This is a genomic window from Variovorax paradoxus (assembly GCF_024734665.1).
GTDB lineage: Bacteria > Pseudomonadota > Gammaproteobacteria > Burkholderiales > Burkholderiaceae_C > Variovorax.
Genome location: NZ_CP102931.1, coordinates 149,388 through 173,436 on the forward strand (window position 1 = coordinate 149,388; position 24,049 = coordinate 173,436).

26 protein-coding genes are annotated in these 24,049 nt (G+C 65.7%); 16 read left to right on the plus strand and 10 right to left on the minus strand.

Annotated elements, in window-relative coordinates:
* Positions 1 to 80: 80 nt before the first annotated feature.
* Positions 81 to 1,190: a TRAP transporter substrate-binding protein gene (locus NWF24_RS00630; RefSeq protein ID WP_258352490.1), complete on the minus strand. Its 1,110-nt coding sequence runs from the start codon at positions 1,188 to 1,190 to the stop codon at positions 81 to 83.
* A gap of 221 nt (positions 1,191 to 1,411) precedes the next feature.
* Between NWF24_RS00630 and NWF24_RS00635 the strand changes: the two genes are divergently transcribed.
* Positions 1,412 to 1,822 (plus strand): rhodanese-like domain-containing protein, encoded by a 411-nt coding sequence (locus tag NWF24_RS00635; RefSeq protein WP_258352491.1) that lies wholly within the window; start codon positions 1,412 to 1,414, stop codon positions 1,820 to 1,822.
* A 141-nt stretch (positions 1,823 to 1,963) separates the two neighbouring features.
* Here the strand turns inward: NWF24_RS00635 and lysM are convergent, their stop codons facing one another.
* Positions 1,964 to 2,428 carry a peptidoglycan-binding protein LysM gene (lysM, locus tag NWF24_RS00640; protein WP_258352492.1) on the minus strand — a complete coding sequence of 155 codons (465 nt, stop codon included), beginning with the start codon at positions 2,426 to 2,428 and terminating at the stop codon, positions 1,964 to 1,966.
* Positions 2,429 to 2,562: 134 nt separating this feature from the next.
* Here lysM and NWF24_RS00645 point away from each other — a divergent pair, with 134 nt between their 5' ends.
* On the plus strand, positions 2,563 to 3,348 hold the full coding sequence (locus tag NWF24_RS00645; RefSeq protein WP_093081040.1) for a type III pantothenate kinase: 786 nt from the start codon (positions 2,563 to 2,565) through the stop codon (positions 3,346 to 3,348).
* A 3-nt stretch (positions 3,349 to 3,351) separates the two neighbouring features.
* On the opposite strand, the gene NWF24_RS00650 is transcribed toward NWF24_RS00645, so the two are convergent.
* Genes NWF24_RS00650 through NWF24_RS00660 form a run of 3 tightly spaced genes read right to left on the minus strand, consistent with a single transcriptional unit; the run spans position 3,352 to position 6,406 of the window.
* Complete coding sequence (locus NWF24_RS00650) at positions 3,352 to 4,680, minus strand: serine hydrolase domain-containing protein (protein ID WP_258352493.1); 1,329 nt, start codon at positions 4,678 to 4,680, stop codon at positions 3,352 to 3,354.
* Positions 4,681 to 4,704: 24 nt separating this feature from the next.
* Positions 4,705 to 5,520 carry a crotonase/enoyl-CoA hydratase family protein gene (locus tag NWF24_RS00655; protein ID WP_258352494.1) on the minus strand — a complete coding sequence of 272 codons (816 nt, stop codon included), beginning with the start codon at positions 5,518 to 5,520 and terminating at the stop codon, positions 4,705 to 4,707.
* Between the two features lie 37 nt (positions 5,521 to 5,557).
* Positions 5,558 to 6,406 carry a 3-hydroxybutyryl-CoA dehydrogenase gene (locus NWF24_RS00660; protein WP_258352495.1) on the minus strand — a complete coding sequence of 283 codons (849 nt, stop codon included), beginning with the start codon at positions 6,404 to 6,406 and terminating at the stop codon, positions 5,558 to 5,560.
* Positions 6,407 to 6,590: 184 nt separating this feature from the next.
* Between NWF24_RS00660 and purT the strand changes: the two genes are divergently transcribed.
* The 10 genes from purT (at position 6,591) to NWF24_RS00710 (ending at position 16,859) form a co-directional block, all read left to right on the plus strand.
* Entirely contained in the window at positions 6,591 to 7,793 is a 1,203-nt protein-coding gene (purT, locus tag NWF24_RS00665) for a formate-dependent phosphoribosylglycinamide formyltransferase (protein WP_258352496.1), read from the plus strand.
* Positions 7,794 to 7,856: 63 nt separating this feature from the next.
* Positions 7,857 to 8,798 carry an alpha/beta hydrolase gene (locus NWF24_RS00670; RefSeq protein WP_258352497.1) on the plus strand — a complete coding sequence of 314 codons (942 nt, stop codon included), beginning with the start codon at positions 7,857 to 7,859 and terminating at the stop codon, positions 8,796 to 8,798.
* A 110-nt stretch (positions 8,799 to 8,908) separates the two neighbouring features.
* The gene (locus NWF24_RS00675; protein ID WP_258352498.1) at positions 8,909 to 9,751 is read left to right on the plus strand and encodes a helix-turn-helix domain-containing protein; all 843 of its coding nucleotides are present in this window, start codon (positions 8,909 to 8,911) and stop codon (positions 9,749 to 9,751) included.
* 18 nt (positions 9,752 to 9,769) lie between these two features.
* Complete coding sequence (locus NWF24_RS00680; protein WP_258352499.1) at positions 9,770 to 10,645, plus strand: branched-chain amino acid ABC transporter permease; 876 nt, start codon at positions 9,770 to 9,772, stop codon at positions 10,643 to 10,645.
* 7 nt (positions 10,646 to 10,652) lie between these two features.
* Complete coding sequence (locus tag NWF24_RS00685; protein ID WP_093058708.1) at positions 10,653 to 11,729, plus strand: branched-chain amino acid ABC transporter permease; 1,077 nt, start codon at positions 10,653 to 10,655, stop codon at positions 11,727 to 11,729.
* Positions 11,726 to 12,544, plus strand: coding sequence for an ABC transporter ATP-binding protein (locus tag NWF24_RS00690; protein ID WP_258352500.1), 819 nt, complete (start codon positions 11,726 to 11,728; stop codon positions 12,542 to 12,544). The genes NWF24_RS00685 and NWF24_RS00690 overlap by 4 nt, the downstream gene beginning before the upstream one ends.
* Positions 12,541 to 13,314: an ABC transporter ATP-binding protein gene (locus NWF24_RS00695; RefSeq protein WP_093058710.1), complete on the plus strand. Its 774-nt coding sequence runs from the start codon at positions 12,541 to 12,543 to the stop codon at positions 13,312 to 13,314. Before NWF24_RS00690 ends, NWF24_RS00695 begins: the two co-directional genes overlap by 4 nt.
* Positions 13,315 to 13,319: 5 nt before the next feature.
* On the plus strand, positions 13,320 to 15,176 hold the full coding sequence (locus tag NWF24_RS00700; protein WP_258352501.1) for an AMP-dependent synthetase/ligase: 1,857 nt from the start codon (positions 13,320 to 13,322) through the stop codon (positions 15,174 to 15,176).
* A gap of 50 nt (positions 15,177 to 15,226) precedes the next feature.
* A complete protein-coding gene (locus NWF24_RS00705; protein WP_258352502.1) occupies positions 15,227 to 16,390 on the plus strand; it encodes an ABC transporter substrate-binding protein in 1,164 nt (387 codons plus the stop codon).
* A gap of 7 nt (positions 16,391 to 16,397) precedes the next feature.
* Positions 16,398 to 16,859: an EVE domain-containing protein gene (locus NWF24_RS00710; protein WP_258352503.1), complete on the plus strand. Its 462-nt coding sequence runs from the start codon at positions 16,398 to 16,400 to the stop codon at positions 16,857 to 16,859.
* Between the two features lie 17 nt (positions 16,860 to 16,876).
* On the opposite strand, the gene NWF24_RS00715 is transcribed toward NWF24_RS00710, so the two are convergent.
* Positions 16,877 to 17,530, minus strand: coding sequence for a MarC family protein (locus tag NWF24_RS00715; protein ID WP_258352504.1), 654 nt, complete (start codon positions 17,528 to 17,530; stop codon positions 16,877 to 16,879).
* 2 nt (positions 17,531 to 17,532) lie between these two features.
* The gene (locus NWF24_RS00720; protein WP_258352505.1) at positions 17,533 to 18,279 is read right to left on the minus strand and encodes an SDR family oxidoreductase; all 747 of its coding nucleotides are present in this window, start codon (positions 18,277 to 18,279) and stop codon (positions 17,533 to 17,535) included.
* A gap of 73 nt (positions 18,280 to 18,352) precedes the next feature.
* On the opposite strand from NWF24_RS00720, the gene NWF24_RS00725 reads away from it, so the two are divergent.
* A complete protein-coding gene (locus NWF24_RS00725; RefSeq protein WP_258352506.1) occupies positions 18,353 to 18,964 on the plus strand; it encodes a 2-hydroxychromene-2-carboxylate isomerase in 612 nt (203 codons plus the stop codon).
* Positions 18,965 to 19,012: 48 nt separating this feature from the next.
* A complete protein-coding gene (locus tag NWF24_RS00730; protein ID WP_258352507.1) occupies positions 19,013 to 19,696 on the plus strand; it encodes a dienelactone hydrolase family protein in 684 nt (227 codons plus the stop codon).
* A 52-nt stretch (positions 19,697 to 19,748) separates the two neighbouring features.
* Here the strand turns inward: NWF24_RS00730 and NWF24_RS00735 are convergent, their stop codons facing one another.
* Positions 19,749 to 20,663, minus strand: a complete 915-nt coding sequence (locus NWF24_RS00735) for a LysR family transcriptional regulator (RefSeq protein WP_258352508.1) — start codon at positions 20,661 to 20,663, stop codon at positions 19,749 to 19,751.
* Between the two features lie 133 nt (positions 20,664 to 20,796).
* Here NWF24_RS00735 and NWF24_RS00740 point away from each other — a divergent pair, with 133 nt between their 5' ends.
* Both NWF24_RS00740 and NWF24_RS00745 read left to right on the plus strand, forming a co-directional pair.
* Positions 20,797 to 21,123 carry an alpha/beta hydrolase gene (locus tag NWF24_RS00740; RefSeq protein WP_258352509.1) on the plus strand — a complete coding sequence of 109 codons (327 nt, stop codon included), beginning with the start codon at positions 20,797 to 20,799 and terminating at the stop codon, positions 21,121 to 21,123.
* A 219-nt stretch (positions 21,124 to 21,342) separates the two neighbouring features.
* The gene (locus NWF24_RS00745; protein WP_093058720.1) at positions 21,343 to 21,711 is read left to right on the plus strand and encodes a DUF4148 domain-containing protein; all 369 of its coding nucleotides are present in this window, start codon (positions 21,343 to 21,345) and stop codon (positions 21,709 to 21,711) included.
* A gap of 83 nt (positions 21,712 to 21,794) precedes the next feature.
* Here the strand turns inward: NWF24_RS00745 and NWF24_RS00750 are convergent, their stop codons facing one another.
* Both NWF24_RS00750 and hemB read right to left on the minus strand, forming a co-directional pair.
* Positions 21,795 to 22,946 (minus strand): magnesium transporter CorA family protein, encoded by a 1,152-nt coding sequence (locus NWF24_RS00750; RefSeq protein ID WP_258352510.1) that lies wholly within the window; start codon positions 22,944 to 22,946, stop codon positions 21,795 to 21,797.
* A 17-nt stretch (positions 22,947 to 22,963) separates the two neighbouring features.
* Entirely contained in the window at positions 22,964 to 23,977 is a 1,014-nt protein-coding gene (hemB, locus tag NWF24_RS00755) for a porphobilinogen synthase (RefSeq protein WP_258352511.1), read from the minus strand.
* Positions 23,978 to 24,049: the final 72 nt, after the last annotated feature.

A 24,049-nucleotide genomic window follows, 5' to 3' on the forward strand; every position in this document is an offset into this window, starting at 1 on the left:
GGCAAACAGCAAAGCACGCATCGGAAAGCCAGCCATCCGGAACATTCCGTATGGCTGGCGCGAACCGTCACCGAGATTCTTCAGGCCTTCTTTTTACTGAAGTAGTGGTTGTAGGCCATCTTGAAGTCCACCCCGTAGTCGTTCTGCCACTGCAGCGCACGCTCGGCGAACACGCGCTGCGACTCCAGCACCTTCTTGAACAGCGGGTTCTCCTCGGCCTTCTTCGCCACGGTCTTGTCCCAGGCCGCGAGCTGCGCGCGCAGCACGGCGCCGGGCGTCTTGTAGAACTTGATGCCGGCCTTCTTCATGTCGGCATAGTCCTGCGAGTTGCGCTGCACCGCCTTCCAGCTCATGTCGGCGCTCGCGGCCTGCACCGCGTAGTCGATGATCGAGCGCAGCTCCTGCGACAGCGCGCTGTACTTGCCCTTGTTGAACAGCACCTCGAACTGCTCGCCCGACTGGTGGAAGCTCTGCAGCATGCAGTTCTTCACCACGTCGGGGAAGCCCAGCGTGCGGTCGCTCGATGCGTTGTTGAACTCGGCCGCGTCGATCAGCCCACGGTCCAGCGCGGGCACGATCTCGCCGCCGGGCAGCGGGTTCACCGCCGTGCCCATCTCGGTGAACATGTCGACCGCGAGCCCGACGGTGCGAAACTTCAGGCCCTTCATATCCTCGACCTTGGCCACCGGCTTCTTGAACCAGCCCAACGGCTGCGTGGGCATGGGGCCGTAGAGGTACGACACCACTTCCATGTTCAGGCTCTTGTAGATCTCCTCGAGCAGCGCCTTGCCGCCACCGTAGTTGTGCCAGGCCAGCACGGTGTTGGCGTCCATGCCGAAGCCCGGGCCCGAGCCCCACAGCGCGAGCGCCGAGTTCTTGCCGTAGTGGTAGGCCACCACGCCATGGCCGCCGTCGAGCGTGCCCTTGTTCACCGCCTCCAGCAGCTGGAAGGCGGGCACCACGGCGCCCGAGGGCAGCACTTCGATCTTGAGGCGCCCGCCGGCCATGTCATTGACCTTCTTGGCGAAGTCGTTGGCGTACTCGTGGAAGATGTCCTTGGCGGGCCAGGTGCTCTGGAAGCGCAAGGATGTGGTCTGGGCCACGCTGACCATCGGCACCGACATGGCGCCTGCGGCCACGGCTGCACCCTTGAGGAGGTTGCGGCGGCGGGGTGATTTGCTGTCTGTCATGTTGTCTCTCTCCAAAACAAGTTCTGATGACGAAGAAACCCTGCCCGCCCCTTGGAGTTATGTTTGGCAGGTCCAAGCCGCATCTTTGGCGCGCAGGAAAACGTGACAAACAGGGTTTTCACGAACTGGTGAAAAATTCCACCATCCGGCGAGGGCATCGGGCAACGTAAAGACGGCCGCTGCCTGGGAAGTAACCCTATTCATTTGAAGGACGCAAAGAGATGACTGAACCAGTTGGGGAAAAAGGCTATGCCGGCGACGTGACGCCCGAGCAGGCCGCGCAGTGGGTGGCCAGCGGCGAGGCCGTGTTGGTCGACGTGCGCACCGACGCCGAACGCGAATGGGTCGGCTACGTGCCCGGCGCCGTGCCTCTGGCCTGGAAGCAATGGCCGGGCATGGCGATGAACGCCGCGTTCGACGACGGCATCCGCGCCGCCGCCGAAGGCAAGAAGAAGCTGGTGCTGCTGTGCCGCAGCGGCGTGCGCTCCATCTCCGCCGCCAAGCGCGCGACGGAACTGGGTCTTGAGGCCTACAACATCCTCGAAGGCTTTGAGGGGAACCCGGACGAGCAGGGGCATCGTGGGCAGATTGGCGGCTGGCGCAAGCGTGGGCTGCCTTGGAAGCAGAACTAGGGATTCCTGTTCGGGGTGCGCTCTCGCCGCCGGGGGACATTCGCGGAGGGGAGTACCCGGTGTCATTCGCACGCACCCCGGAAAGAAACAAAAAAGGCCCACCGAAATCGGTAGGCCTTTTGCCGATCGAAGAACGAAAGATCAGCTCAGCGCAGGAATGCGCAACTTCTGCCCCGGATAGATCTTGTCCGGGTGCGTCAGCATCGGCTTGTTCGCCTCGAAGATCGCGTTGTACTTGTTGGCATCGCCGTAGTACTTCTTCGAGATGGCCGACAGCGTGTCGCCCCTCACCACGTCGTGGTACTGCGCGGGCGGCGCGGCCGGGGCGACGAGGTTGTTCTCGACGCTGGTCACGTTCGCCACGTTGCCCGCGGCCAGCGAAGCTTTTTCGCTGGCTTCCTGCGAGGGTGCATGGCCGGCAAGAGTGACCACGCCGCTGCTGGCGGTGTAGGTAACCTCGAGGCCCGTGAGGCCCAGGTTCTGCGTCTCGATGTAGGTCTTGATGGCGGCTGCCGCCGCCGCGTTGGCGTCGGGCGTGGCGGCCTGCGCCGACGATCCGCCGAACAGTTTCTCGCCCGCCTCCTTGATGAAACTCAGCAATCCCATGGCTTTCTCCTTGTGCGGTGGTGGATGGAATTGGCGAATGTAGCGGCGGAACACCGAGGGCTGGCGTAGGCCCATGCCGCGTGTGTCAGCGACGCGCCAGCAGGAATAGACACAAAGTCGCAATAATCCCGCGCATGTCATCCCCCTTCCTCGCCATCGACATCGGCAACACCCGCCTCAAATGGGCGCTCTACGACTCGGCCCGCCCCGGCGCCGCGTTGCAGGCGCAGGGCGCCGAATTCCTCGACCACATCGAACGGCTGGCCGACGGCCCCTGGGCCGACCTGCCTTCGCCCGGCTCCATGCTGGGCTGCGTGGTGGCCGGCGACGCGGTGCGGCGCCGCGCCGAAGAACAGATCGTCGAGCGCTTCGACTGCACTCCCCGCTGGGTGATGCCCAGCGCCGGCGAGGCCGGCATCGTCAACGGCTACGACCATCCCACGCGCCTGGGCGCCGACCGCTTCGTGGCGATGATCGGTGCGCGCCACCGCATGCTGGCCGAGAGACCCGGGCAGCCGCCGCGGCCGATGGTGGTGGTGCTGATCGGCACGGCCGTGACCGTCGAGGCGATCGACACCGAAGGCAAGTTCCTCGGCGGCCTGATCCTGCCGGGCCACGGCATCATGCTGCGCGCGTTGGAGTCGGGCACGGCGGGGCTGCATGTGCCCACCGGCGAAGTGCGCGAATTTCCCACCAACACCAGCGACGCGCTCACCAGCGGCGGCACCTACGCCATTGCCGGCGCGGTCGAACGCATGGTGCAGCACGTGCGCTCGCACTGCGGCATGGAGCCGGCCTGCTACATGACCGGCGGCGCGGGCTGGAAGATGGCGCCCGTCATGAACGGGCACTTCGAGCTGGTCGAGAGCCTGATCATGGACGGCCTCCTGGTCATTGCCCGCGAGCGGGCCGCCGCCTGAGCCTCAGGGGCGCATCAGCGCCTCGGCCATCGCCTGGAACGCGGGCAGCGTCAGCGGATCGTTCGCGCCGTTGGCTGCCACCGGGTGCGCCGCATAGCGCACGATCACCATCTCGGCCTTCGGGTCCACATAGATGCTCTGGCCGTGGATGCCGCGCGCCATGTATGCACCGTGCGGGTTGTGCGAGACCCACCACATGTCGCGGTACGACCAGCCCTTGAGCAGCGGATAGCCGGCCTTCACGAACTTCGCCGGGTCGCCGCCGCGCTGGATGTCTTCCACCACTGCCTTCGGAATGGCCTGCTGCCCGTTGGGCGCACGGCCGCCGTTGCGCATGGTCTCGCCGAAGCGCGCAAGGTCGCGCAGCACGGTGTTGAGGCCGCCGCCGCCTGACTCGGTGCCGATGCGGTCGACCATGAAGTAGGCGTCCTGCTCGGCGCCGATGCGGCGCCAGATCTTCTCGCTCAGCAGGTCGGCCAGCGACTGATTGCTGGCGCGGCGCACGATCCAGGCCAGCACCTCGGCGTTGACGGTCTTGTAGGCGAACGCGTCACCGTGCTCGCCTTCCTTCTTCAGCGTGACGAGAAACTCGTAGAACGACTTCGGGCCGGTGTAGTTCTGGCCTTGGGTGAGCATGCCGCCGGCACGGGCGTAGTCCCAGATCTCGGCCTTGGGGTCGGCGTAGTTCTCGGAGTAGTGCACGCCCACGGTCATGTCCATCACCTGGCGCACGGTGGCGTCGCCGTAGGCGGTGTCCTTGAGTTCGGGGAGGTACTTGGTGACGGGCGCGGCCGGGTCGAGCTTGCCTTCGTCCGCGAGGATGGCCGCCAGCGTGCCCACGAAGGACTTGGTGACCGACATCGCGATGTGCGGGCGCTCGGGCGTGAGCGCGCCGAAGTACTTCTCGTAGACCACCTTGCCGCGGTGCAGCACCAGGATGCCGTCGGTGTAGGTGCCGGAGATCATCTGGGCGAAGTTGAGCGTTGCGTCGCTGCCCAGCGGCTTGAACGTCACTGCCTCGATGTCGAAGCGCGGCGTTGCTGCCGGCAGCGGGCTGGCCGCACCGCTGCCGCGCCACACGTTGGCGGTGGGCACTGTCTCGCGCACGTGCGAGAAGCTCCAGCGCGTGCGCGGAAACACGCCACCGGCCGGGTTGTCGAAGGTGATGAGCTTGTCGGGCGGGGGCGGAAAGCCCTTCATCCAGCCCAGCGCATCGACCGAGGTGGCCGCGGGGTCTGGCAGCGCGGGGGGCGTGGGCGTCTGGGCGGAGGTGGTGTTCACGGCGAGCAGGGTGAAGGCGGCGGCAAGCGCCGTGCGAATGAAGAGGGACATGTTGTTGTTCTGGATGAAGGGGGATCAACGGCCGCTGAAACGCGCCGGGCGGCGTTCGATGAAAGAGCGCACACCCTCGGCGGCGTCCTCGCTGTTCGACAGGCGCTTCTGTGTCTCGATGAACTCCGACACCGCAGCCAGCGGCCCCTGCTCGACCGCCTTGATCACGTTGAGCCGCGTGGCCACCACTGCCAGCGGCGCCTGGGCTGCGATGCGCTGCGCAATGGCCAGCGCCGCATCGAGCTCCTGCCCTGCCGGCACCACCTTCTGCACGAAGTTCAGGCGATAGGCCTCGGCGCTGTCGAACTCATCCGCCGTCAGCAGGTGCAGCATCGCGTTGCCCACGCCCGCGCGCTCGGCCATGCGCAGCGTGGCGCCGCCCGTGGCCATGATGCCGCGCTGCACTTCCATCTGCGAGAAGCGGCAGTTGTCGGCCGCGACAACGATGTCAGCGCCCAGCATCAGCTCGATGCCTACCGTGAAGCAGATGCCCTTCACCGCCACCACCATCGGCTTGGTGCGGCGGCGGTAATCAGGCAGGCCGAAGTCGTGCGGCTCCACCATGCCGGCCGGAATGGCCTTCTCGCCGCGCTTCATGTACTCGGTGACCGCCGGCAGGTCGAGGCCTGCCGTGAAGTGGTCGCCGAAGGCATGCAGCACGCCCACGCGCAGGTTCGGGTCGTCGTCGAGCCGGGTGTAGGCCTCGGCCAGCTGCTTGAACATCGGCGGCGTCCAGCCGTTGCGCTTGGCAGGGCGGTTGATGCCGATCAGCAGCACATGGTCGAGCACCTGAGTGTCGATGCAGCCTTCTGCGGGCGGGTTGGTGGGGGTCGCAGTCATCGGTCTTGTCTCCGTGTTTTTGTTGTGGCTCTGCGGATCAGTAGGTGTACACGCCGCGGCCCGTCTTGCGGCCCAACTGGCCGGCCGCGACCATTTCCTTCAGCAGCGGGCAGGGGCGGTACTTGGAATCGCCGAACTGCTCCAGGTACACCTCCATCACGGCCAGGCACACGTCCAGGCCGATCATGTCGGCCAGCGCCAGCGGGCCGATGGGCTGGTTGCAGCCCAGCTTCATGCCGGCGTCGATGTCTTCCGCCGTGGCGATGCCCTCGGCCAGCACGAAGAAGGCCTCGTTGATCATCGGCACCAGGATGCGGTTGACCACGAAGCCCGGCGCGTTCTTCACCGTGATCGGCGACTTGCCGAGCGTCTCGGCCAATGCCTTCACTGCATCGTGCGTGGCGTCGCTCGTGAGGTAGCCGCGGATCAGCTCCACCAGCGCCATCATCGGCACCGGGTTGAAGAAGTGCATGCCGATGAAGCGGTCGGGGCGCGAGGTGGCGGCTGCCAGCTGCGTGATCGAGATCGACGAGGTGTTCGACGCGATGATCACTTCGGGCGCCAGCATGTCGTCGACCTGCTTGAGGATCTTGAGCTTGAGCGCGTGGTTCTCGGTGGCCGCCTCGATCACCAGTTGGGCGCTCTTCAGGTCTTCGTAGTTGGTCGAGCCCTTGATGAGCGCCAGCGCGGCGGCCTTCTGCTCGGTGGTGAGCTTTTCCTTCTTGATCAGGCGGTCGAGGCTGCCCGACACCGTGGCCAGGCCCTTGTCGACCGCCGCCTGGGCGATGTCGACCATCACCACATTCACGCCGGCCACAGCGCAGGCCTGCGCGATGCCGTTGCCCATCGTTCCGGCACCGATGATGCCGACAGTCTGGATAGCCATGAGAGAACTCCTTGAAGAAAACAAAAAGGGGGTGCGCGCGGCTGGCGCCACGGCAAAACATTGATTGTGAAGCAGCCCCGCGGCCGCGCCGTTGCCGCGTGCGACACCGGCGACCCGCCGGTGGCTTACAGTGCGGCGGTTGCTTTTCCCTGCTCGTTTTCCCGCTCTTTTCGACTCTCCGACCATGACCACCCTTGGCACCCCCCTTTCCCCTTCTGCAACCCGCGTGATGCTTTTGGGCTCCGGCGAACTAGGCAAGGAGGTGCTGATCGCCCTGCAGCGCCTCGGCGTCGAGACCATCGCCGTCGACCGCTACGAGAACGCCCCCGGCCAGCAGGTGGCGCACCACGCCCGCACCATCACCATGAGCGATCCCGAGCAGCTGAAAGCGCTGATCGAGGCCGAGAAGCCCACGCTGGTGGTGCCCGAGATCGAGGCCATCGCCACGCCCATGCTGCAGCAGCTCGAAGACGCCGGCGTGGTACGCGTGATTCCCACGGCCCGCGCCGCCCGCCTCACGATGGACCGCGAAGGCATCCGCCGCCTGGCCGCCGAGACGCTGGGCGTGCCGACCAGCCCCTACAAGTTCTGCGACTCGCTGGCCGAGCTGCAAGCCGCCATCGATGGCGGCATCGGGTACCCCTGCATCGTCAAGCCCGTGATGAGCAGCTCCGGCAAGGGCCAGAGCAAGATCGACGGCCCCGCCGACGTGCAGAAGGCCTGGGACTACGCCATGGCCGGCGGCCGAGTGAGCCATGGCCGCGTGATCGTCGAGGGCTTCATCGACTTCGACTACGAGATCACGTTGCTCACCGTGCGCGCCAAGGATGCCGGCGGCGCTGTGCAGACGCAGTTCTGCGACCCCATCGGCCACGTGCAGGTGAGCGGCGACTACGTGGAAAGCTGGCAGCCGCACCCCATGGCGCCCGCTGCGCTGCAGAAGGCACAGCAGATCGCACAGGCCGTGACGGCCGACCTGGGTGGCCAGGGCCTGTTCGGCGTCGAGCTGTTCGTGAAGGGCGATGAAGTCTGGTTCAGCGAAGTGAGCCCGCGCCCGCACGACACCGGCATGGTCACCATGGCCACGCAGTGGCAGAACGAGTTCGAGCTGCATGCGCGCGCCATCCTCGGCCTGCCGGTGGACACCTCGCTCAAGAGCCCGGGTGCCAGCGCGGTGATCTACGGCGGCGTGGACGCCACCGGCATCGCCTTCGACGGCGTGGCCGAGGCGCTGCAGGTGCCCGGCAGCGACATCCGCCTGTTCGGCAAGCCCGAGAGCTTCACCAAGCGCCGCATGGGCGTGGCGCTGGTGCATGCGGCCGACACCGACACCGCCCGCAAGCTCGCCAAGGAAGCCGCCTCGCGCGTGAAGCCGCGCAAGGCATAGCCAGTTTTCGCAAGCCGCGCCGCAACGGCGCGGGCATGGTCGAGCGGTTCCACCGGAGACACCATGCTGCACCCCCAGGCTCGCGCCTTGCTCGACTTCATCGAGGCGCGCGGCATTCCGCCGACGCACACCCTGTCGCCCGCCGACGCGCGGGCCTTCTACCGTGAACGCCGCGCCGCCACGCAGCCGCTGCCGGCCGAAGTGGCCGAGGTGCGCGACCTTGCCGCCGACGGCCCGCACGGCACCATCCCGGTGCGGCTCTACCGCCCGCTCGGTTCCGGCGCCGGCCCGCTGCCGGTGCTGGTGTATTACCACGGCGGTGGCTGGGTCATCGGCGATCTCGACACACATGACGTGCTGTGTCGCGAGTTGGCCAACGGCGCAGGCTGTGCGGTGGTCGCGGTCGACTACCGCATGGGCCCGGAGCACCGCTTTCCCGCCGCCGTCGACGACGCGCTGGCCGCCACCCGCTGGGTGCGTCGCGAAGCCGCGGCGCTGGGGCTCGATGCGAGCCGTCTCGCGGTGGGCGGCGACAGCGCTGGCGGCAACCTCGCGGCGGTGGTCTCGATTGCCGCGCGCGATGCCGGCGACCTGCCCATCGCCTTCCAGCTGCTGATCTACCCGGCCACCGACATGCGCCGTGGCCATCCGTCACACCAGGCCAACGGGCAGGGCTACCTGCTGACCAGCGACACGATGACGTACTTCCACGACCACTACATCACCGACCCGGCGCACGACCTCGACTGGCGCGCCTCGCCGCTGCTGCACACCGACCTGTCGAAGCTGCCGCCTGCGCTGGTGCTCACCGCCGGCTACGACCCGCTGCGCGACGAAGGCGCCGCGTATGCCGAGGCGTTGACCGCCGCCGGCAACCATGCCGTGTACGTGTGCTTCGAGCGCCAGATCCATGGCTTCATCACCATGGGCAAGGTACTCGACGAGGCCAACACGGCAGTGGCGCTCTGCGCCGCCGAACTGCGCCGCGCACTGGCACCGGCCTAGGGAAAGTCCCCGCGCAAATCGATATCGCGCGGGCGGCTCGCGCCGCTACGATCCAGCCAACAAAGACGCCACCCCGCAGTGGCAGTCCACCGATGCAGGAGACAAACACCATGCAGCGAACAAGGACGACGCCGCCAACGCACACAAGGTTGAGCGGCGCCGCACGGCAGGGGGAACGCCTGATGTGGCTCACGCCGCATCGCGTGTTCTATGCCGGTCTGCTCGGCGCCGCCGCCGAGCGCACGATGGGCGGGCACGGCGTGTACGTGTCGCCTGCCGGCGCGCCGCCGAACCGCATCCGCATTGGCGGCGGGGCGTGGATGACCGGTGAATTCATCGTGGTGCCGCCGCATGTGCTGCACCAGGTGGAGTGCGCGCATCCGCTGATCTTCAACCTGCTGATCGAATCGGAGTCGGTCGATCCGGCGCGCATGCCGGCCTTTTTGCAGCATTGCGGCCCGGTCGAGGCGCCGGCCTTCGTGCAGCGCGTGCGCGAGGCCCATGCGCACCTGCTGGCGGCCTCGGCGCGCGGCATGAGTTTCGAGGGCTTCGACTTCGACGCGATGTTCTTCGGCGAAGCGCTGGCGCCGCGCGCGCTCGATGCGCGCATCCGCAAGGTGGCCGACGCCATCAACGCCGACCCCGCCACGCCGATGTCGGCCGAGGAGTGCGCAGCCTCGGTGCACCTGTCTTTCTCGCGCTTCCTGCATCTGTTCAAGCAGGAGACTGGCATGGCCTTCAGGGCCTTCCGCGCCTGGAAGCGTGCGCGCAGCCTGCTGCGCTACGTGCAACAGGGCAGCACGCTGACCGACATCGCGCTCGACACCGGCTACCCCGACTCGACGCACTTCAGCCATTCGATCCGCCAGGTCTACGGCCTCAAGCCCAGTGACATCGTGGCCGGCTCGCGCCGCCTTGCGCTGCACGACGCGGCCGGCGGCTTCAGGCAGTAGGCGCGGCGCAGGGGCCCCATGCAGATCCTTCAACTCCTGCTGTCGGGCATTGCGCAAGGTTGCATATACGGCCTGATCGCGCTGGGCTTCGTGCTGATCTACAAGGCCACCGAAACCGTGAGCTTCGCGCAAGGCGACCTGATGATGCTCGGTGCCTTCGGCGCGTTCGCGGGCATGTCGCTGTTCGGCATGCCGTTCTGGCTCGCGGTGATCTTCGCGGTGGTGGCGATGGCGGCCTTCGGCGTTTTGCTCGAACTGGTGGTGATACGGCCCATCCTCGGGCAGCCGCAGTTCTCCATCGTGATGCTGACCATCGGCATCGCCTACGTGGCGCGCGGGCTCATCACCATGGTGCCAGGCATCGGCACCGAAACGCACACGCTGGCCGTGCCCTACAAGGACCAGATCTGGAAGCTCGGCGAGCTGGTGGTCAACCTGGAGCAGCTGGCGATCATCATCGCCACGGCCATCCTGTGCGGGCTGCTGTTCGCGATGTTCCGCTACAGCAAGCTGGGCATCGCGATGCAGGCTTCGTCGCAGAACCAGCTGGCGGCCTACTACATGGGCATTCCGGTGAAGCGGCTCAACGGGCTGGTGTGGGGGCTCGCGGCGGCGGTGGCAGCTATTGCGGGCATGCTGCTAGCGCCCATCACCTTCGTGCACGCGAACATGGGCTTCATCGGGCTGAAGGCTTTTCCGGCGGCGGTGGTGGGAGGCTTCGGCAGCCTGCCGGGCGCCATCGTCGGCGGGCTGGTGATCGGCATCGTCGAGTCATTCGCGGGCTTCTACCTGCCCGACGGTTTCAAGGACACAGCACCATACATCGTGGTGCTGCTGATGCTCATGATCAAGCCGAACGGATTGTTTGGCGAGAAGCTGCGCAAGAAGGTGTAAGTCTCATATGCGCTTCATCTTCAAGACCAGCTACGACCAGGACATTCGCCTTGCGCGCCACGGCGGGCATGTGTTCTGGTATGGCTTGCTCATTGCGTTCCTCATCGTCGCGCCTTGGGTCATCGACGAGTACTGGCTGGCGCAGCTGACCTTCGTGCTGATCTACGGGATCGTCGGGTTGGGGTTGATGCTGCTGGCCGGCTTCACGGGGCAGTTTTCCATCGGGCATGCGGCGTTCCTCGGCACGGGTGCGTATACGCAGGGCGTGTTGACGAATCTTGGCGTGCCATTTCCGCTGGCGCTGGTGGCTGCCGCAGCGTTGTCGGCGGCGGTGGGCGTGGTGGTCGCGCTGCCGGCGTTGCGCGTGAAGGGCATTTACCTCGGCATCGCGACGCTGTCGTTCGGCTTCATCGTCGAGGAGGTGTTTGCGCGGTGGGAGAGCGTGACGGGCGGCAATGCGGGGCTGCACGTGAAATCGCCGCAGCTCTTCGGCTGGTCGCTGGGCTCGGGCGACGGTTTCTACTTTCTGTGCCTGGTGGTGGCGGTGCTGAGCACGCTGGGCATCCTGAACCTGCTGCGCTCGCCGACCGGGCGGGCCTTCGTCGCGATTCGTGATTCGGAAATTTCGGCGCAGAGCATGGGCATTCACCTCGCGCGCTACAAGACGATGTCGTTCGCGATCTCGGCCGCGCTCGCGGGACTGGGCGGGGCCTTGTATGCGCACAAGCTCAGTTTCATCTCGCCGGACCAGTTCAGCATCCTGCAGTCCATCGACCTGCTGCTGATGGTGGTGATCGGCGGGCTCGGTTCGGTGCACGGCGCGTTCCTGGGCGCGATCTTCCTGATCGCGATGCCGCAGCTGATCTCCATCGGGAAGGACTGGCTGCCGGCGGTCATCGGCCAGGCGCCAGGGTTGCAGGGGCTGGTGTACGGCGTGGTGCTGATTGCCTTCGTGCTGTTCGAGCCGCTGGGCCTGTACGGCCGTTGGCTGAAGATCCGCACCTGGCTGCAGCTCTTTCCGTTCTACCGCAGGGGGCTGTTCAAGCGGCAGAAGTCGTTCACCAAGTCGGACCGGCTGAGATGAGCAGCGACGTTCTTCTTTCCGCCAAGGATCTGAGCGTGCGCTTCGGCGGTGTGCTGGCGGTCAACAAGGTGAGCTTCGACGTGCGGCGAGGCGAGGTGTTCACGCTGATCGGCCCGAACGGCGCGGGCAAGACGACGGTGTTCAACCTGATCAGCCGCATCTACACGCCGACCACGGGCGAGATCACGTGGCATGGCGAGGGGGGTGGCCCGATTGCGCTGACGCAGCAGACGCCGCATGCGATTGCTGCGTTGGGCATTGCGCGCACTTTCCAGAACATCGAGCTGTTCGAGCACGCGACGGTGTTGCACAACCTGCTGATCGGTCGCCACACGCACCGGCAGACGGGGTTCTGGAGCGAGGTGTTCTTCACACCTGCGACGCGGCGAGCGGAGATTGCTGCGCGCGAGAAGGCGGAGCAGGTGATCGAGCTGCTGGACCTTCAGCACCATCGCGATTCGATGGTGGCGGGGTTGCCTTATGGCGTTCGCAAGGTGGTGGAACTGGCGCGTGCGTTGTGCACGGAGCCGAAGTTGCTGCTGCTCGATGAGCCGTCTTCAGGCCTCAATGTTGAAGAGACTGCGGATATGGCTTTCTGGATTCAGGACATTCAGCATGAGCTGGGGGTGTCTGTCTTGATGGTCGAGCACGACATGTCGCTTGTTTCGAAGGTGTCCGATCGGGTGCTGGCGATGAACCAGGGCGAAGTGTTGGCCACTGGGTCTCCTCGCGAGGTGCAGGCGGATTCGCGTGTTATCGAGGCTTATCTTGGGACTGTGGATGACGTGAGCAGTTTGAGGAGGGTGGCGGCATGAGCGACGCAGTCCTCCAACTCCTCAATGTCGAGAGCGCTTATGGCCCCATCAAAGCCATCAGAGGCGTGAGCCTGAAAGTCAGGCAAGGCGAAATTGCTACCGTACTCGGCTCGAACGGCGCGGGCAAGACAACCATCCTCAAGACCATCTCCGGAATCATCGATCCCCGCAAAGGCAGCATTGAATTCCAGGGCAAGGACATCACCGCCAAAGACCCGGCCTACATCGTCCAGCAGGGCCTGAGCCACGTACCCGAGGGCCGCGAGGTGTTTCCGCTGCTGTCGGTGAAGGACAACTTGCTGATGGGCGCCTACACCCGGAAGGATCGCGACGGCGTGGCGCGGGACATGGAGACGGTCTACACCTACTTCCCCATCCTGCGCGAACGGGCCACGCAGGACGCAGGCCTGCTTTCTGGCGGCCAGCAGCAGATGCTTGCCATCTCGCGCGCGATCATGGCCGCGCCGCATCTCATTCTTCTTGATGAGCCCAGCCTTGGCCTGAGCCCGAAGCTGACGAAGGAGATCTTCGAGATCGTCGTGCGCATCAACCGTGAGCGCGGCACCACGATCCTGCTGGTCGAGCAGAACGCCAACATGGCGCTCAATGCGGCCGATCATGGCTACGTGCTGGAGAACGGCCGCATCGTGATGGAAGACTCCTGCGAACGCCTGAGGGAGAAGGAAGACATCAAGGAGTTCTACCTCGGCGTGAAGGACGACGGCGTGCGCGGCGAGCGGCGCTGGAAAAAGAAGAAGACCTGGAGGTAGCCACCATGCAAGGACTCTGGGAACTCAACACCTTCGAGCCCCGGCTCGACGTCGTCGTGCCCGGCGACACCATTCCCGCGATGTTCTGGAATGCCGTGAAGCAGCGCGGCGACAACATCTGGATGCGGCAAAAGGAGCTGGGCATCTGGCGCAGCTGGAGCTGGCACCAGACGGCCGACGCGGTGCGCGAGATCGCGGCCGGGCTCCAGGCCATCGGCTTTGCGCCGGGCGAGTGCGCGTCGATTTTGTCGAACACCGTTATCGAATGGGTGCTCGCCGACCTGGCTGTGCTCAGCTGCGGGGGTGTGTCCAACGGCATTTATCCGACCGATGCGGCTTCGCAGGTGCACTACCTCTGCGAAGACTCGCGCACCACCGTGCTCTTCGTGGAAGACGACGAGCAGCTCGACAAGGCGCTCGAAGTGCGCGCCGGCCTGCCGGGGCTGCGCTGCGTGATCGTGTTCGACATGGAGGGCCTGCGCGACCTCGACGATGCGGCGGTGATGAGCCTCGACGCGCTGCGTACCCTCGGCCGCGCGCACCTGGCCGCCGACCCGCAGGCCGTGGAGCGCACTGTGGCGGCCTGCCGGCCCGAAGATCTCGCCATCCTCGTCTACACCTCGGGCACCACCGGCAAGCCCAAGGGCGCGATGCACAGCCACGCCGGGCTCGTGTACACCGCGCGCGGCTACAACACGCTCATCGCGCAGGACGAGAGGGACGAGCGCATGTGCTTCCTGCCGCTGTGCCACATCGCCGAGCGCATGGGCGGCGAGTACTTCGCGATGTATACCGGCTCGATCCTCAACTTCGTAGAGAACCCGGAGACGGTGCCCGAGAACGTGCGCGAGATTGCACCCACCGTGTTCACGGCCGTGCCGCGCGTGTGGGAGAAGTTTTATTCGGGCGTGATGATCGCGCTGAAGGAAGCCAGCCCGCTGCAGCAGGCCGCCTACAAGTGGAGCATCGGCGTGGGCGAGGAGATCGCCAACCGCGTGCTGGCGGGCGAAGACGTCGGCCCGGTGCTGAAGTTCAAGTTCAGGCTGGCGCGCGTGCTGGCGCTGGACAACGCACGAAAGCTCATCGGCATCCACCGTTCGCGCTTTCTGGTGACGGGCGCGGCGCCTATTTCGCCCGAGCTGGTGAAGTGGTATCTCGCGCTCGGCGTGCCGATGCTGGAGGTGTGGGGCATGACGGAGTCGTGCGGGGCTTCCACCGCCGTGCCGGCCACTCGCATCAAGCCGGGCTCGATCGGGCCGGCCACTGGCTACAACGAGGTGCGCATCGACGCCGCCTCCGGCGAGATTCTGGTGCGCGGCCCCAATGTCTTCATGGGTTACCTCAACCTGCCCGAGAAGACCGCCGAGACCATCGATGCCGAAGGCTGGCTGCACACGGGCGACGTGGGCGTGATGGACGAGGACGGGTATTTCCGCATCACCGACCGGATGAAAGACATCATCATCACGGCGGGTGGGAAGAACGTGACGCCGAGCGAGCTGGAGAACGAGCTCAAGTTCAGCCTCTACATCACCGATGCCGTGGTCATCGGCGACAAGAAGCCCTACCTCACGGTGATCGTCATGATCGACCAGGAGAACGTCGAGAAGTTTGCACAGGACCACGACGTGCCGTTCAGCAACTACGAGAGCCTGACGCGCACGAAGGAAGTGCAGGATTTGATCCAGGGCGAGATCGATCGCGTCAACGCCAGGTTCGCGCGTGTCGAGCAGATCAAGAAGTTCTTTCTGCTCGAAACGCAGCTCAGCGCCGAGGACGAGGAGCTCACGCCCACGATGAAGCTCAAGCGCAAGCTGGTGCAGACCAAGTACGCCGAGCGCATCGAGGCCATGTATCGCTGACCGAGATTGCTGCAGATCCGTTTTTTTCGTCAACCCGAGGAGACAACCGCATGAAGCTCAAGACACTGACGACGCTGGCCGTGCTGGGCCTGATCGCGACGCTTGCGTCCGCTCAGCAGCAGGGCGTGAGCAAGGACGAGATCCGCATCGGCACCATCCAGGACCTGTCGGGTCCGCTCGCGGGCTTCGGCAAGCAGGCGCGCAACGGCATGCAGCTGCGGGTGGACGAACTCAACGAGCAGGGCAGCCTCAACGGCCGCAAGCTCAAGCTGTTCGTCGAAGACTCGGGCTACGACCCGAAGAAGGCGGTGCTGGCCGCGCAGAAGCTGGTGAACCAGGAAAAGATCTTCATCATGGCCGGCCACATCGGCACGGCGCAGAACATGGCGGCAATGCCGGTGCAGTTCGACAAGAACGTCGTCAACTTCATGCCCATTACCGCGGCGCGCGAAATGTACGAGCCGCTGAACCGGCTGAAGTATTCGTTCGCGGCCACCTACTACGACCAGATCCGCCTGGCGCTGCCGAAGATGATCAAGGACAAGGGCGCCAAGAAGGTCTGCACCATCTACCAGGACGACGAGTTCGGGCTCGAGGTGCAGCGCGGCGCGGAGGCAGGCCTGAAGGCCGCGGGTATGGAGCTGGCCGAGAAAACCTCGTTCAAGCGAGGCGCCACCGACTTCAGCTCGCAGGTCGCGAAGATGAAGGCCGCCAACTGCGACCTCGTGGTGCTCGGCACCATCATTCGCGAGACCATCGGCACAGTGGGCGAGTCGCGCAAGACCGGCTTCAACCCGACCTTCCTGGGTTCGAGCGCTTCCTACACCGACCTGATCCACAAGCTGGGCGGCAAGGCGATGGACGGCGTCTACGCCACCATGACGGTGCAGAACCCCTACACGGACGAGCAGTCGCAGCCGCTGCGCTTCTGGGCCAACAAGTACAAGACCAAGTTCAACGAGGACCCGACGGTGTTCTCGGTGTACGGCTACGTGATCATCGATTCGTTCATCAAGGCGGCGACCAAGGCCGGCCCGAACCTCACGACCGACAGCTTCATCAAGTCCATGGACAGCATGACCTTCGAGCCCGACATGTTCGGCAGCCCGAAGAGCAACTACACGGCCACCAAGCGCCTGGGCAACGACCAGTCACGCCTGTCGCAGATCAAAGACGGCAAGTGGGTCGTGGTTTCGGACTATGTGACACCATGACGGGACCATGCCCAATTACTGGTTGATGAAATCCGAGCCCGACGAGGTCTCTATCGACGATGCGCTCACCGCACCCGGCGCCACTGTGGCGTGGACCGGCGTGCGCAACTATCAGGCACGCAACTTCATGCGCGACGGCATGAAGGTCGGCGACGGCGTGCTGTTCTATCACTCGAGCTGCCCGGAGCCGGGCATTGCCGGCATAGCGCGAGTGGCTTCGGGCATCAAGCCCGATCCGACGCAGTTCGACGCGAAGTCGCCCTACTACGACGCAGGCTCGAAGAAGGACGACCCGCGCTGGCTGCTGGTGGATGTGCAGGCGGTGCGCAAGACGCGGCTGCTGGCGCTCCCCGAGTTGCGCGCCAGGCCGGAGCTGGCCGAGCTGATCGTGCTGCGCAAGGGCAACCGGCTGTCGATCACGCCGGTGGAGCCTGCGCACTGGAAGATCATCGAGAAGATGCTGGCCTGAGCCGGCTGGCTTGATGTTCAGCTGATCTTGTTCAGGATCGGGAACAGCTTGCCGAGCCCGTCGGCCATCACCTCGACCGCGAGCGCCGCAAGAATCAGCCCCATCAGTCGCGTCATGATGTTGATGCCGGTCTTGCCGAGCACGCGCGCGATCGGCTGTGCGAGCGAGAAGGCCAGGGCAGTGGCCAGCGCCACCACCACGCCGTAGCCCACCAGAATTGCAAGCTCCCACAAGTGCTGTGCCTTGTCGGCGTAGATGACCACGGTGGAGATGGTGGCAGGGCCGGTGAGCAGCGGAATGGTGAGTGGCACCACTGCGATCGACGCGCCCATCGACGCCTTCACCTCGGTGGCGCGAAGCTCCTCGACGTTGGTCTTGCTCTCGGCCGGCTGGGCGTTGAGCATCGACAGCGAACTCATGAGCAGCAGCAGGCCGCCACCGACCTGGAAGCTCGCGATGGAAATGCCGAAGAAGGACAGCAGCTGCAGGCCCAGCAGCGCGCTCACCGCGATGACCACGAACGCGCTGAAGGCCGACATGCGCACCGTGTGGCGGCGCTGCGCGTCGCTGTAGCCCTGCGTGTAGTGGATGAAGAAGGGCACGATGGCCAGCGGGTTGACGATGGCCACCAGCGTCACCAGCGGCTTGATCAGGTCCATGGAGGTGCTCATGTTCAACGGCCTCCGGTAACGTCGAGCAGGGCCATGGTGGTGTAGCTGGCCTCCGGCGACAGCAGCCACAGGATCGCGCCGGCAATCTCGTCGGCGCTGCCGGTGCGCTGCATGGGCACGGTGGGCGCGAGGTCGAAGGCGCGGTCGGGCATGCCGCCGGAGGCGTGGATCTCGGTGTCGATCAGGCCGGGGCGCACTGCGTTGACGCGAATGCCTTCGGCGGCCACTTCCTTGGCCAGGCCAATGGTGAAGGTGTCGATGGCGCCTTTGCTGGCGGCGTAGTCGACGTACTGGTCGGGCGAACCCAGCCGCGCGGCGCCGCTGGAGATGTTGACGATGGCGCCGCCCGCGCCGCCGTAGCGGGTGCTCATGCGCCGCACGGCCTCGCGCGCGCAGATGAAGCTGCCGATCACGTTGATGCGGAACATGCGCTCCAGCCGCGCCACGCTCATGTCGGCGACGCGCGCCTGCACGTCGACCACGCCGGCGTTGTTGACGAGGGCTGTGAGGCGGCCGAATCTGGCATCGACCTTCTGGAACATGGCGAGCACCTGCGCCTCGTCGCCCACGTCGGCCTGCACGGCCATGGCGGCACCGCCGTTTGCGCGGATGGTGCGCACCACCTCGTCGGCGGCCAGCGAATTGCTGGCGTAGTTGACGGCCACCGCATAGCCGCGCTGCGCGGCGAGCAGGGCGGTGGCGGCGCCGATGCCGCGGCCGCCGCCCGTGATCAAGAGCACGTGGTCCAAAACCTACCTCCTGCAGAGAAACTGCGTGTCAGTTAAAACCGTTGGCTTGGATTACATCATCGGGGGCACGCGCATGAGCACCAGCAAGAGCAAGACGATTGACTACTACTTTGCGCCACAGAGCCCGTGGACCTACTTGGGGCATTCCCGCTTTGCGGCGATTGCCGCGGCCGCCGGCGCCACGGTGCGCGTGCGGCCCATCGACATGGGCAGCGTGTTTCCCGTGTCCGGCGGGCTGCCGCTGGGCAAGCGCGCGCCGCAGCGGCAGGCTTACCGGCTGGTCGACCTCGCGCGCTATTCGAGCTATCTCGGCCTGCCGCTGAACGTCAAGCCGAAGTTCTTTCCGGTGGCCAGCGACGACGCGGCGCGGGTCATCATCGCGGTCGATATGCACGACGGCACCGAGGCCGCGATGCGCATGTGCGCGGCGGTGTTCGCGGCCGTGTGGGTGCAGGAGCGCAACATCGGCGACCCGAAGGTGCTCGATTCGCTGATCGTCGAGTGCGGGCTGTCGCCCAAGCGTGGCGAGCAGTCGCTGAGCCAGGCGGTGCAGGAGCGCTACGAGGCCTACACGCAGGAGGCCATCGACATCCAGGTGTTCGGCGCGCCCAGCTACGTGATCGACGGCGAAATTTTCTGGGGGCAGGACCGCCTCGACTTCGTCGAGCGGGCGCTGTGCCCGTAACCCCGGCATTCATTCATCTATCTGTTTGCCATCAAGGAGCAAGACAACATGGGTCAATTCATCGATCTCAAGGCCAAGGACGGCTTCAGTTTCCCCGCCTACGTGGCCGAGCCGGCGGGCAAGCCGCGCGGCGCGGTGGTCGTGGTGCAGGAAATCTTCGGCGTCAATTCGCACATCCGCTCGGTGGCGGACGGCTATGCGGCAGAGGGCTACCTGGCCGTGGCGCCGTCGACCTTCCAGCGCGTCAAACCGGACGTGGAGATGGGCTACTCGGAAGACGACATGAAGAACGGCTTCGGCCTGAAGACCGCTGTCGAGGCGCTGCCGGCGCCGGGCGTGCTGCAGGACATCGAGGCGTCGATCGCCTACGCGTCGAAGGCCGGCAAGGTCGGCATCGTCGGCTACTGCTGGGGCGGCTTGCTGGTGTGGCGCTCGGCGGCGCTGCTGCCGGGCCTGGCTGCTGCCGCGCCTTACTACGGCGGTGGCATGACCTCGCCGGAAGAAACGGCGCGTCAGCCCAAGGTGCCGGTGCTCGCGCACTTCGGCAACCAGGATCACTGGATTCCGCTGGACACCATCGAGTCGTTCAAGAAGGCGCATCCGGAGGTGGAAGTGCATGTGTATCCGGTTGGCCACGGTTTCAACTGCGACCAGCGCGGCTCGTACAACGCCGACGCGGCCAAGCTGGCGCGCGAACGCACGCTGGCGTTCTTCGCCAAGCATCTCGCCTGAGCCTGCGTTCGTCCTCCAATGAAAAAACCCGGCAGCACCGGGTTTTTTCATTTCATGAATGGCTCGGCTTGCGTGCCGTGGCGCCCGGGCCGACTCGGGTCTGAAGGAAGTCGAGCAGCGCGCGCAATGCAGCGCTGTTGTGGCGCCGTTGCAGGTAGGCGGCCGAAAACCACACGTCCTTGCGCGCGTAATCCTGCAGCACGGGCACCAGCTCGCCGTGGTCGAGGTGCGATTGCACGAGGATCGACGGCAGGTAGATCACGCCAAAGCCATGCATGGCCACGCGGATCAGCGGTGCGCCTTCGGTACAGTCCATGCGGCTTTTCACCGGTACGTCGATCGGCGTGCCGTTGTCGTCGAAGCGCCACGCCGGCTGCTGGCCCTGCGCCGAGAACGTGAGCGCGTCGTGGCCCGACAGGTCGCGCGGATGCTCGGGCTTGCCGTGCTTCTTCCAGTAGACCGGCGAGGCGCAGACCACCATGTTCATGAGCCGCAGCTTGCGCACGATCAGGTTCGCGTCCTCGATGGGGCCGCTGCGCAGTTCGACGTCGATGCCTTCCTCGGCGAGGTCGACGGCGCGGTTGGTCAGCTGCAGGCTGATGGTCACGTCGGGGTAGTAGCGCATGAAGTCGGCCAGCAGGTTCGGAAACTCGCCGCTGCCCATGCCGTGCGGGGCAGAGATGCGCAGCCGCCCGCCGGGTTGGCTGGCGCGGTCCTGCAGCTCGGACTGGGTGAGCTCGACCATCTCGAGCATCGGCGTGCTGCGCTCCAGCAGGAGCTGGCCGGCGTCGGTGAGGCTCACGGAACGGGTGGAGCGGTTGAGAAGACGCACGCCGAAGCGGGTTTCCAGCTCGGCCACATACTTGCTGACGGTGGCCTTCGACATGTCGAGCCTCTTGGCTGCCTGGGAAAAGCTGCCGTGCGAGGCGACTTCCCGGAAGGTTCTGATCAGATCGAGACTGTCCATGTGAATGAGTCCATTGTTTCCGTTTTGGGAACGCGATGGTTCGATTCTCCCGGGTTTTTCCTAGCTGGCTTGGGCGACACTTCGGTTACACGCCGACGTCGCCAGCCTGGCTGGGCCGTTGGAAGGAACTGAAATGAAGATCCCGAACATCATTGCCGCTGCCGTCCTGTTGTTGCTCGCCGCCTCCGGCGTGCAGGCACAGGGCTTCGAGCCGGTGCAGCCGCTCAAGACCGTCACCAGCCGCAGCGATGTGGTGGCCGGTGCCGATGCTGCGGCGCGCGGTGGCAATGTCTATGGCGACGTGGTAGCGGCGCCCCTGATCTCGCGGCCGAGTTCGCTGGATCGGGCGTCGGTCCGCGCCGAGGCCGTGGCTGCCGCTCACGCGCCGAACCAGAACCTGGACCGCCGTGCCTTCGTCAACAGCGAAGTGCCGCCGCAGTTCCAAGCCTCGCGGCGATAAGCCGGAAGCCTCCTCCTGCAAGGCCGGGCCGGTGCGAACCGGGCCCGGCTTTTTTCTGCTGGCATGCCTTGATGTCGGCATTGTTTCAATAGAGGAAACACGGTGTCTCTGAACAGAGTGTTTTGGCATGGCAGTTCGCCCGGAAACTCGCCGCACAGGCAAGCGAACCAGCAAGCCTGGTGGACGAACCATCCAACGAACATCCTAGGAGAACTGAATATGAAGACCTCGCAAATCCTCGCCGCTGCCGCCCTGACCCTGCTGGCCGCCGTTGGCGCTCAAGCTGAAACGTACCAAGGCGTGAACACCGCCGTCTCGACCAAGAGCCGTGATGAAGTCAACGCCGAAGCCGTGCGCGCCGCATCGGCTCCGAACCAGAACGTGACCCGCGGTTCGCGCGGCCCGGAAACGGTCGCCGTGTCGAAGGACCGCGCAATCGTCCAAGCCGAAGCCGTTCGCACCTCCTACGCTCCCGACCAGAACGTGACTGGCGGCTCGCGCGTCAACAGCCGCGTCATCTCGACCATGCAAAACCCGATGGACGCTCGCGTTCAGGCCGAGCAAGGTTCGGGCGCTGTCGCCAAGTAATTGAAGCGGTCCCTTGGGGCCGTCGAAATGCAAAAGGGCCACGCGAAAGCGTGGCCCTTTTTCTTTGGTTGGCGATTCCGGAATCAGCGCGTACGCGCGAGATAGCGCTTGCGCCAGAAGATCAGCACCAGCGCCACCGCGATGACCAGCATCGACGTCATCGCGATCCAGAAGCCGTCGGCCTTGTGCACCAGCGGTATGAATTCGAAGTTCATGCCGAAGATGCCCGCGATGAGGTTCAGCGGCAGGAACACGGCGGTGAGCACCGTCAGCACCCGCATGATGTCGTTGGCGCGGTGGCCCTGGACGCTGAAGTGCATCTGCACGGCAGTCTCGGCGTTCTGCTCCAGCCGGTGCACGTGGTGCACCACGCGCTCGATGTGCTCGAGCACGTCGCGGCTGCGGATCATGATGAGTTCGCGCTCACGCAGCTCCGTCTCGCCCTTGGGCACGGGGAGCGTCTCGAGCGAGTCGATCCAGTCCTGCATGGCGGCGCGCTGGTCTTCGCAGATCTCGTCCAGGTGGTGCAGCGACTGGCGCGCCTCCATCAGCGCGCCCCAGTTCGTAAAGCGGCTGCGCGGGTCGATCAGTTCGGTCTGCCAGTGGTCGAGCTGCTTGGTGAGTTCGCGCCGCAGGTCGAGGTAACCGTCGACGATCTGGTTGATCACGCGCAGCATCAGGTCCGAAGGGCTGGTCGGCAGGCGGGCCGAGGTGGCGCGCACGTCGAGCGCAGGGGCGCCGCGGTCGTCGGGCGAGGCGGCCGCCAGCAGGCGCGTGGCGAAGGCGTCGCGCACCGCGCCGTCTTCCGGGTGCACCGATAGCAGCACGCGGTCGAACACCGCGAAGCCCACCGGGCGGGTGTCGACGCGGCGCAGCACGGGCGGGCCGCTGCGGGGCAAGGGCGGGGCCTCACTGCCATTGCCCTTGCCGTTGCCCAGCGCCGCCTGGCCTTGTCCGTTGGCCAGCCGCCGGAACACCAGCACGTCGTACTGCGAGGTGTAGTCGTAGTGGGAGGGCAACTGGTCGTTGAGCAGGTCGGCCACGTGCAGGTCGACCAGTTGCGTGAGGCACAGCGTCTGCAGGATCTGCTGCACCTCGGCCAGCGAGGCCCGGAATTCCTCCCGCGTGAGGGAGATCCAGAGGTAGCCGCCGGTGCCGCACGCGCCCGGTACGGTCAGCGGTGCCAGCGCGGCGTGCTCGCTGACCTGCGAGCGGGTGATTTCGAAGATGCGCATGCCGTGCTGGGGCGCCGTTACTTCTGCAGCAGGCGCGCGGCGTCGAGCGCGAAATAGGTCAGCACGCCATCGGCGCCGGCGCGCTTGAAGGCCAGCAGGCTTTCGAGCACCACGGCGTCGTGGTCGAGCCAGCCGTTCTGGGCGGCCGCCTTGAGCATCGCGTACTCGCCGCTCACCTGGTAGGCGAAGGTCGGCACATGGAACTGGTCTTTCACGCGGCGAACGATGTCGAGGTAGGGCATGCCGGGCTTCACCATGACCATGTCGGCGCCTTCGGCGATGTCGATGGCGACTTCGCGCAGGGCCTCGTCGCTGTTGCCGGGATCCATCTGGTAGACCTTCTTGTTGCTCTTGCCGAGCGTGGCAGCCGAGCCCACGGCGTCCCGGAAGGGGCCGTAGAAGGCGCTGGCGTACTTGGCGCTGTAGGCCATGATGCGTGTGTGAATGTCGCCGCGGGCTTCGAGCGCGGTGCGGATGGCGCCGATGCGGCCGTCCATCATGTCGCTTGGCGCCACAATGTCCACGCCGGCCTGCGATTGTGTGAGCGCCTGCTTCACCAGTACTTCGACGGTCGCGTCGTTGAGGATGTAGCCGGTGTCGTCGAGCAGGCCGTCCTGGCCGTGGCTGGTGTAGGGGTCGAGGGCAACGTCGGTCATCACGCCCAGTTCGGGGAAGCGCGCCTTGAGGGCGGCCACCACGCGGGGAATCAGCCCGTCGGGGTTGAAGGCTTCGCGGCCATCGGGCGTCTTGAGGCTGGCGTCGATCACCGGGAACAGCGCCATCACCGGGATGCCGGCCGCCACGCACTGCTCGGCCACGGGCAGCAGCTGGTCGAGGCTCAGGCGGTCCACGCCAGGCATCGAGGGGACGGCATCGCGACGTTTCTCGCCTTCCTGCACGAACACCGGATAGATCAGGTCGTTGACCGTCAGCGCGTGTTCTCGAACCAGATTACGGGTGAAAGCGTCGCGGCGCAGGCGCCGCGGCCGCCCGGCGGGGAACATGGCCAGGGGGGAAGAAGATGACGTCATATATACAAAATTGTGCCTGAAGCGATCTTTCACAGACTTTCTCTCCGAGTGTCCAGTTGTCTGACAACTACG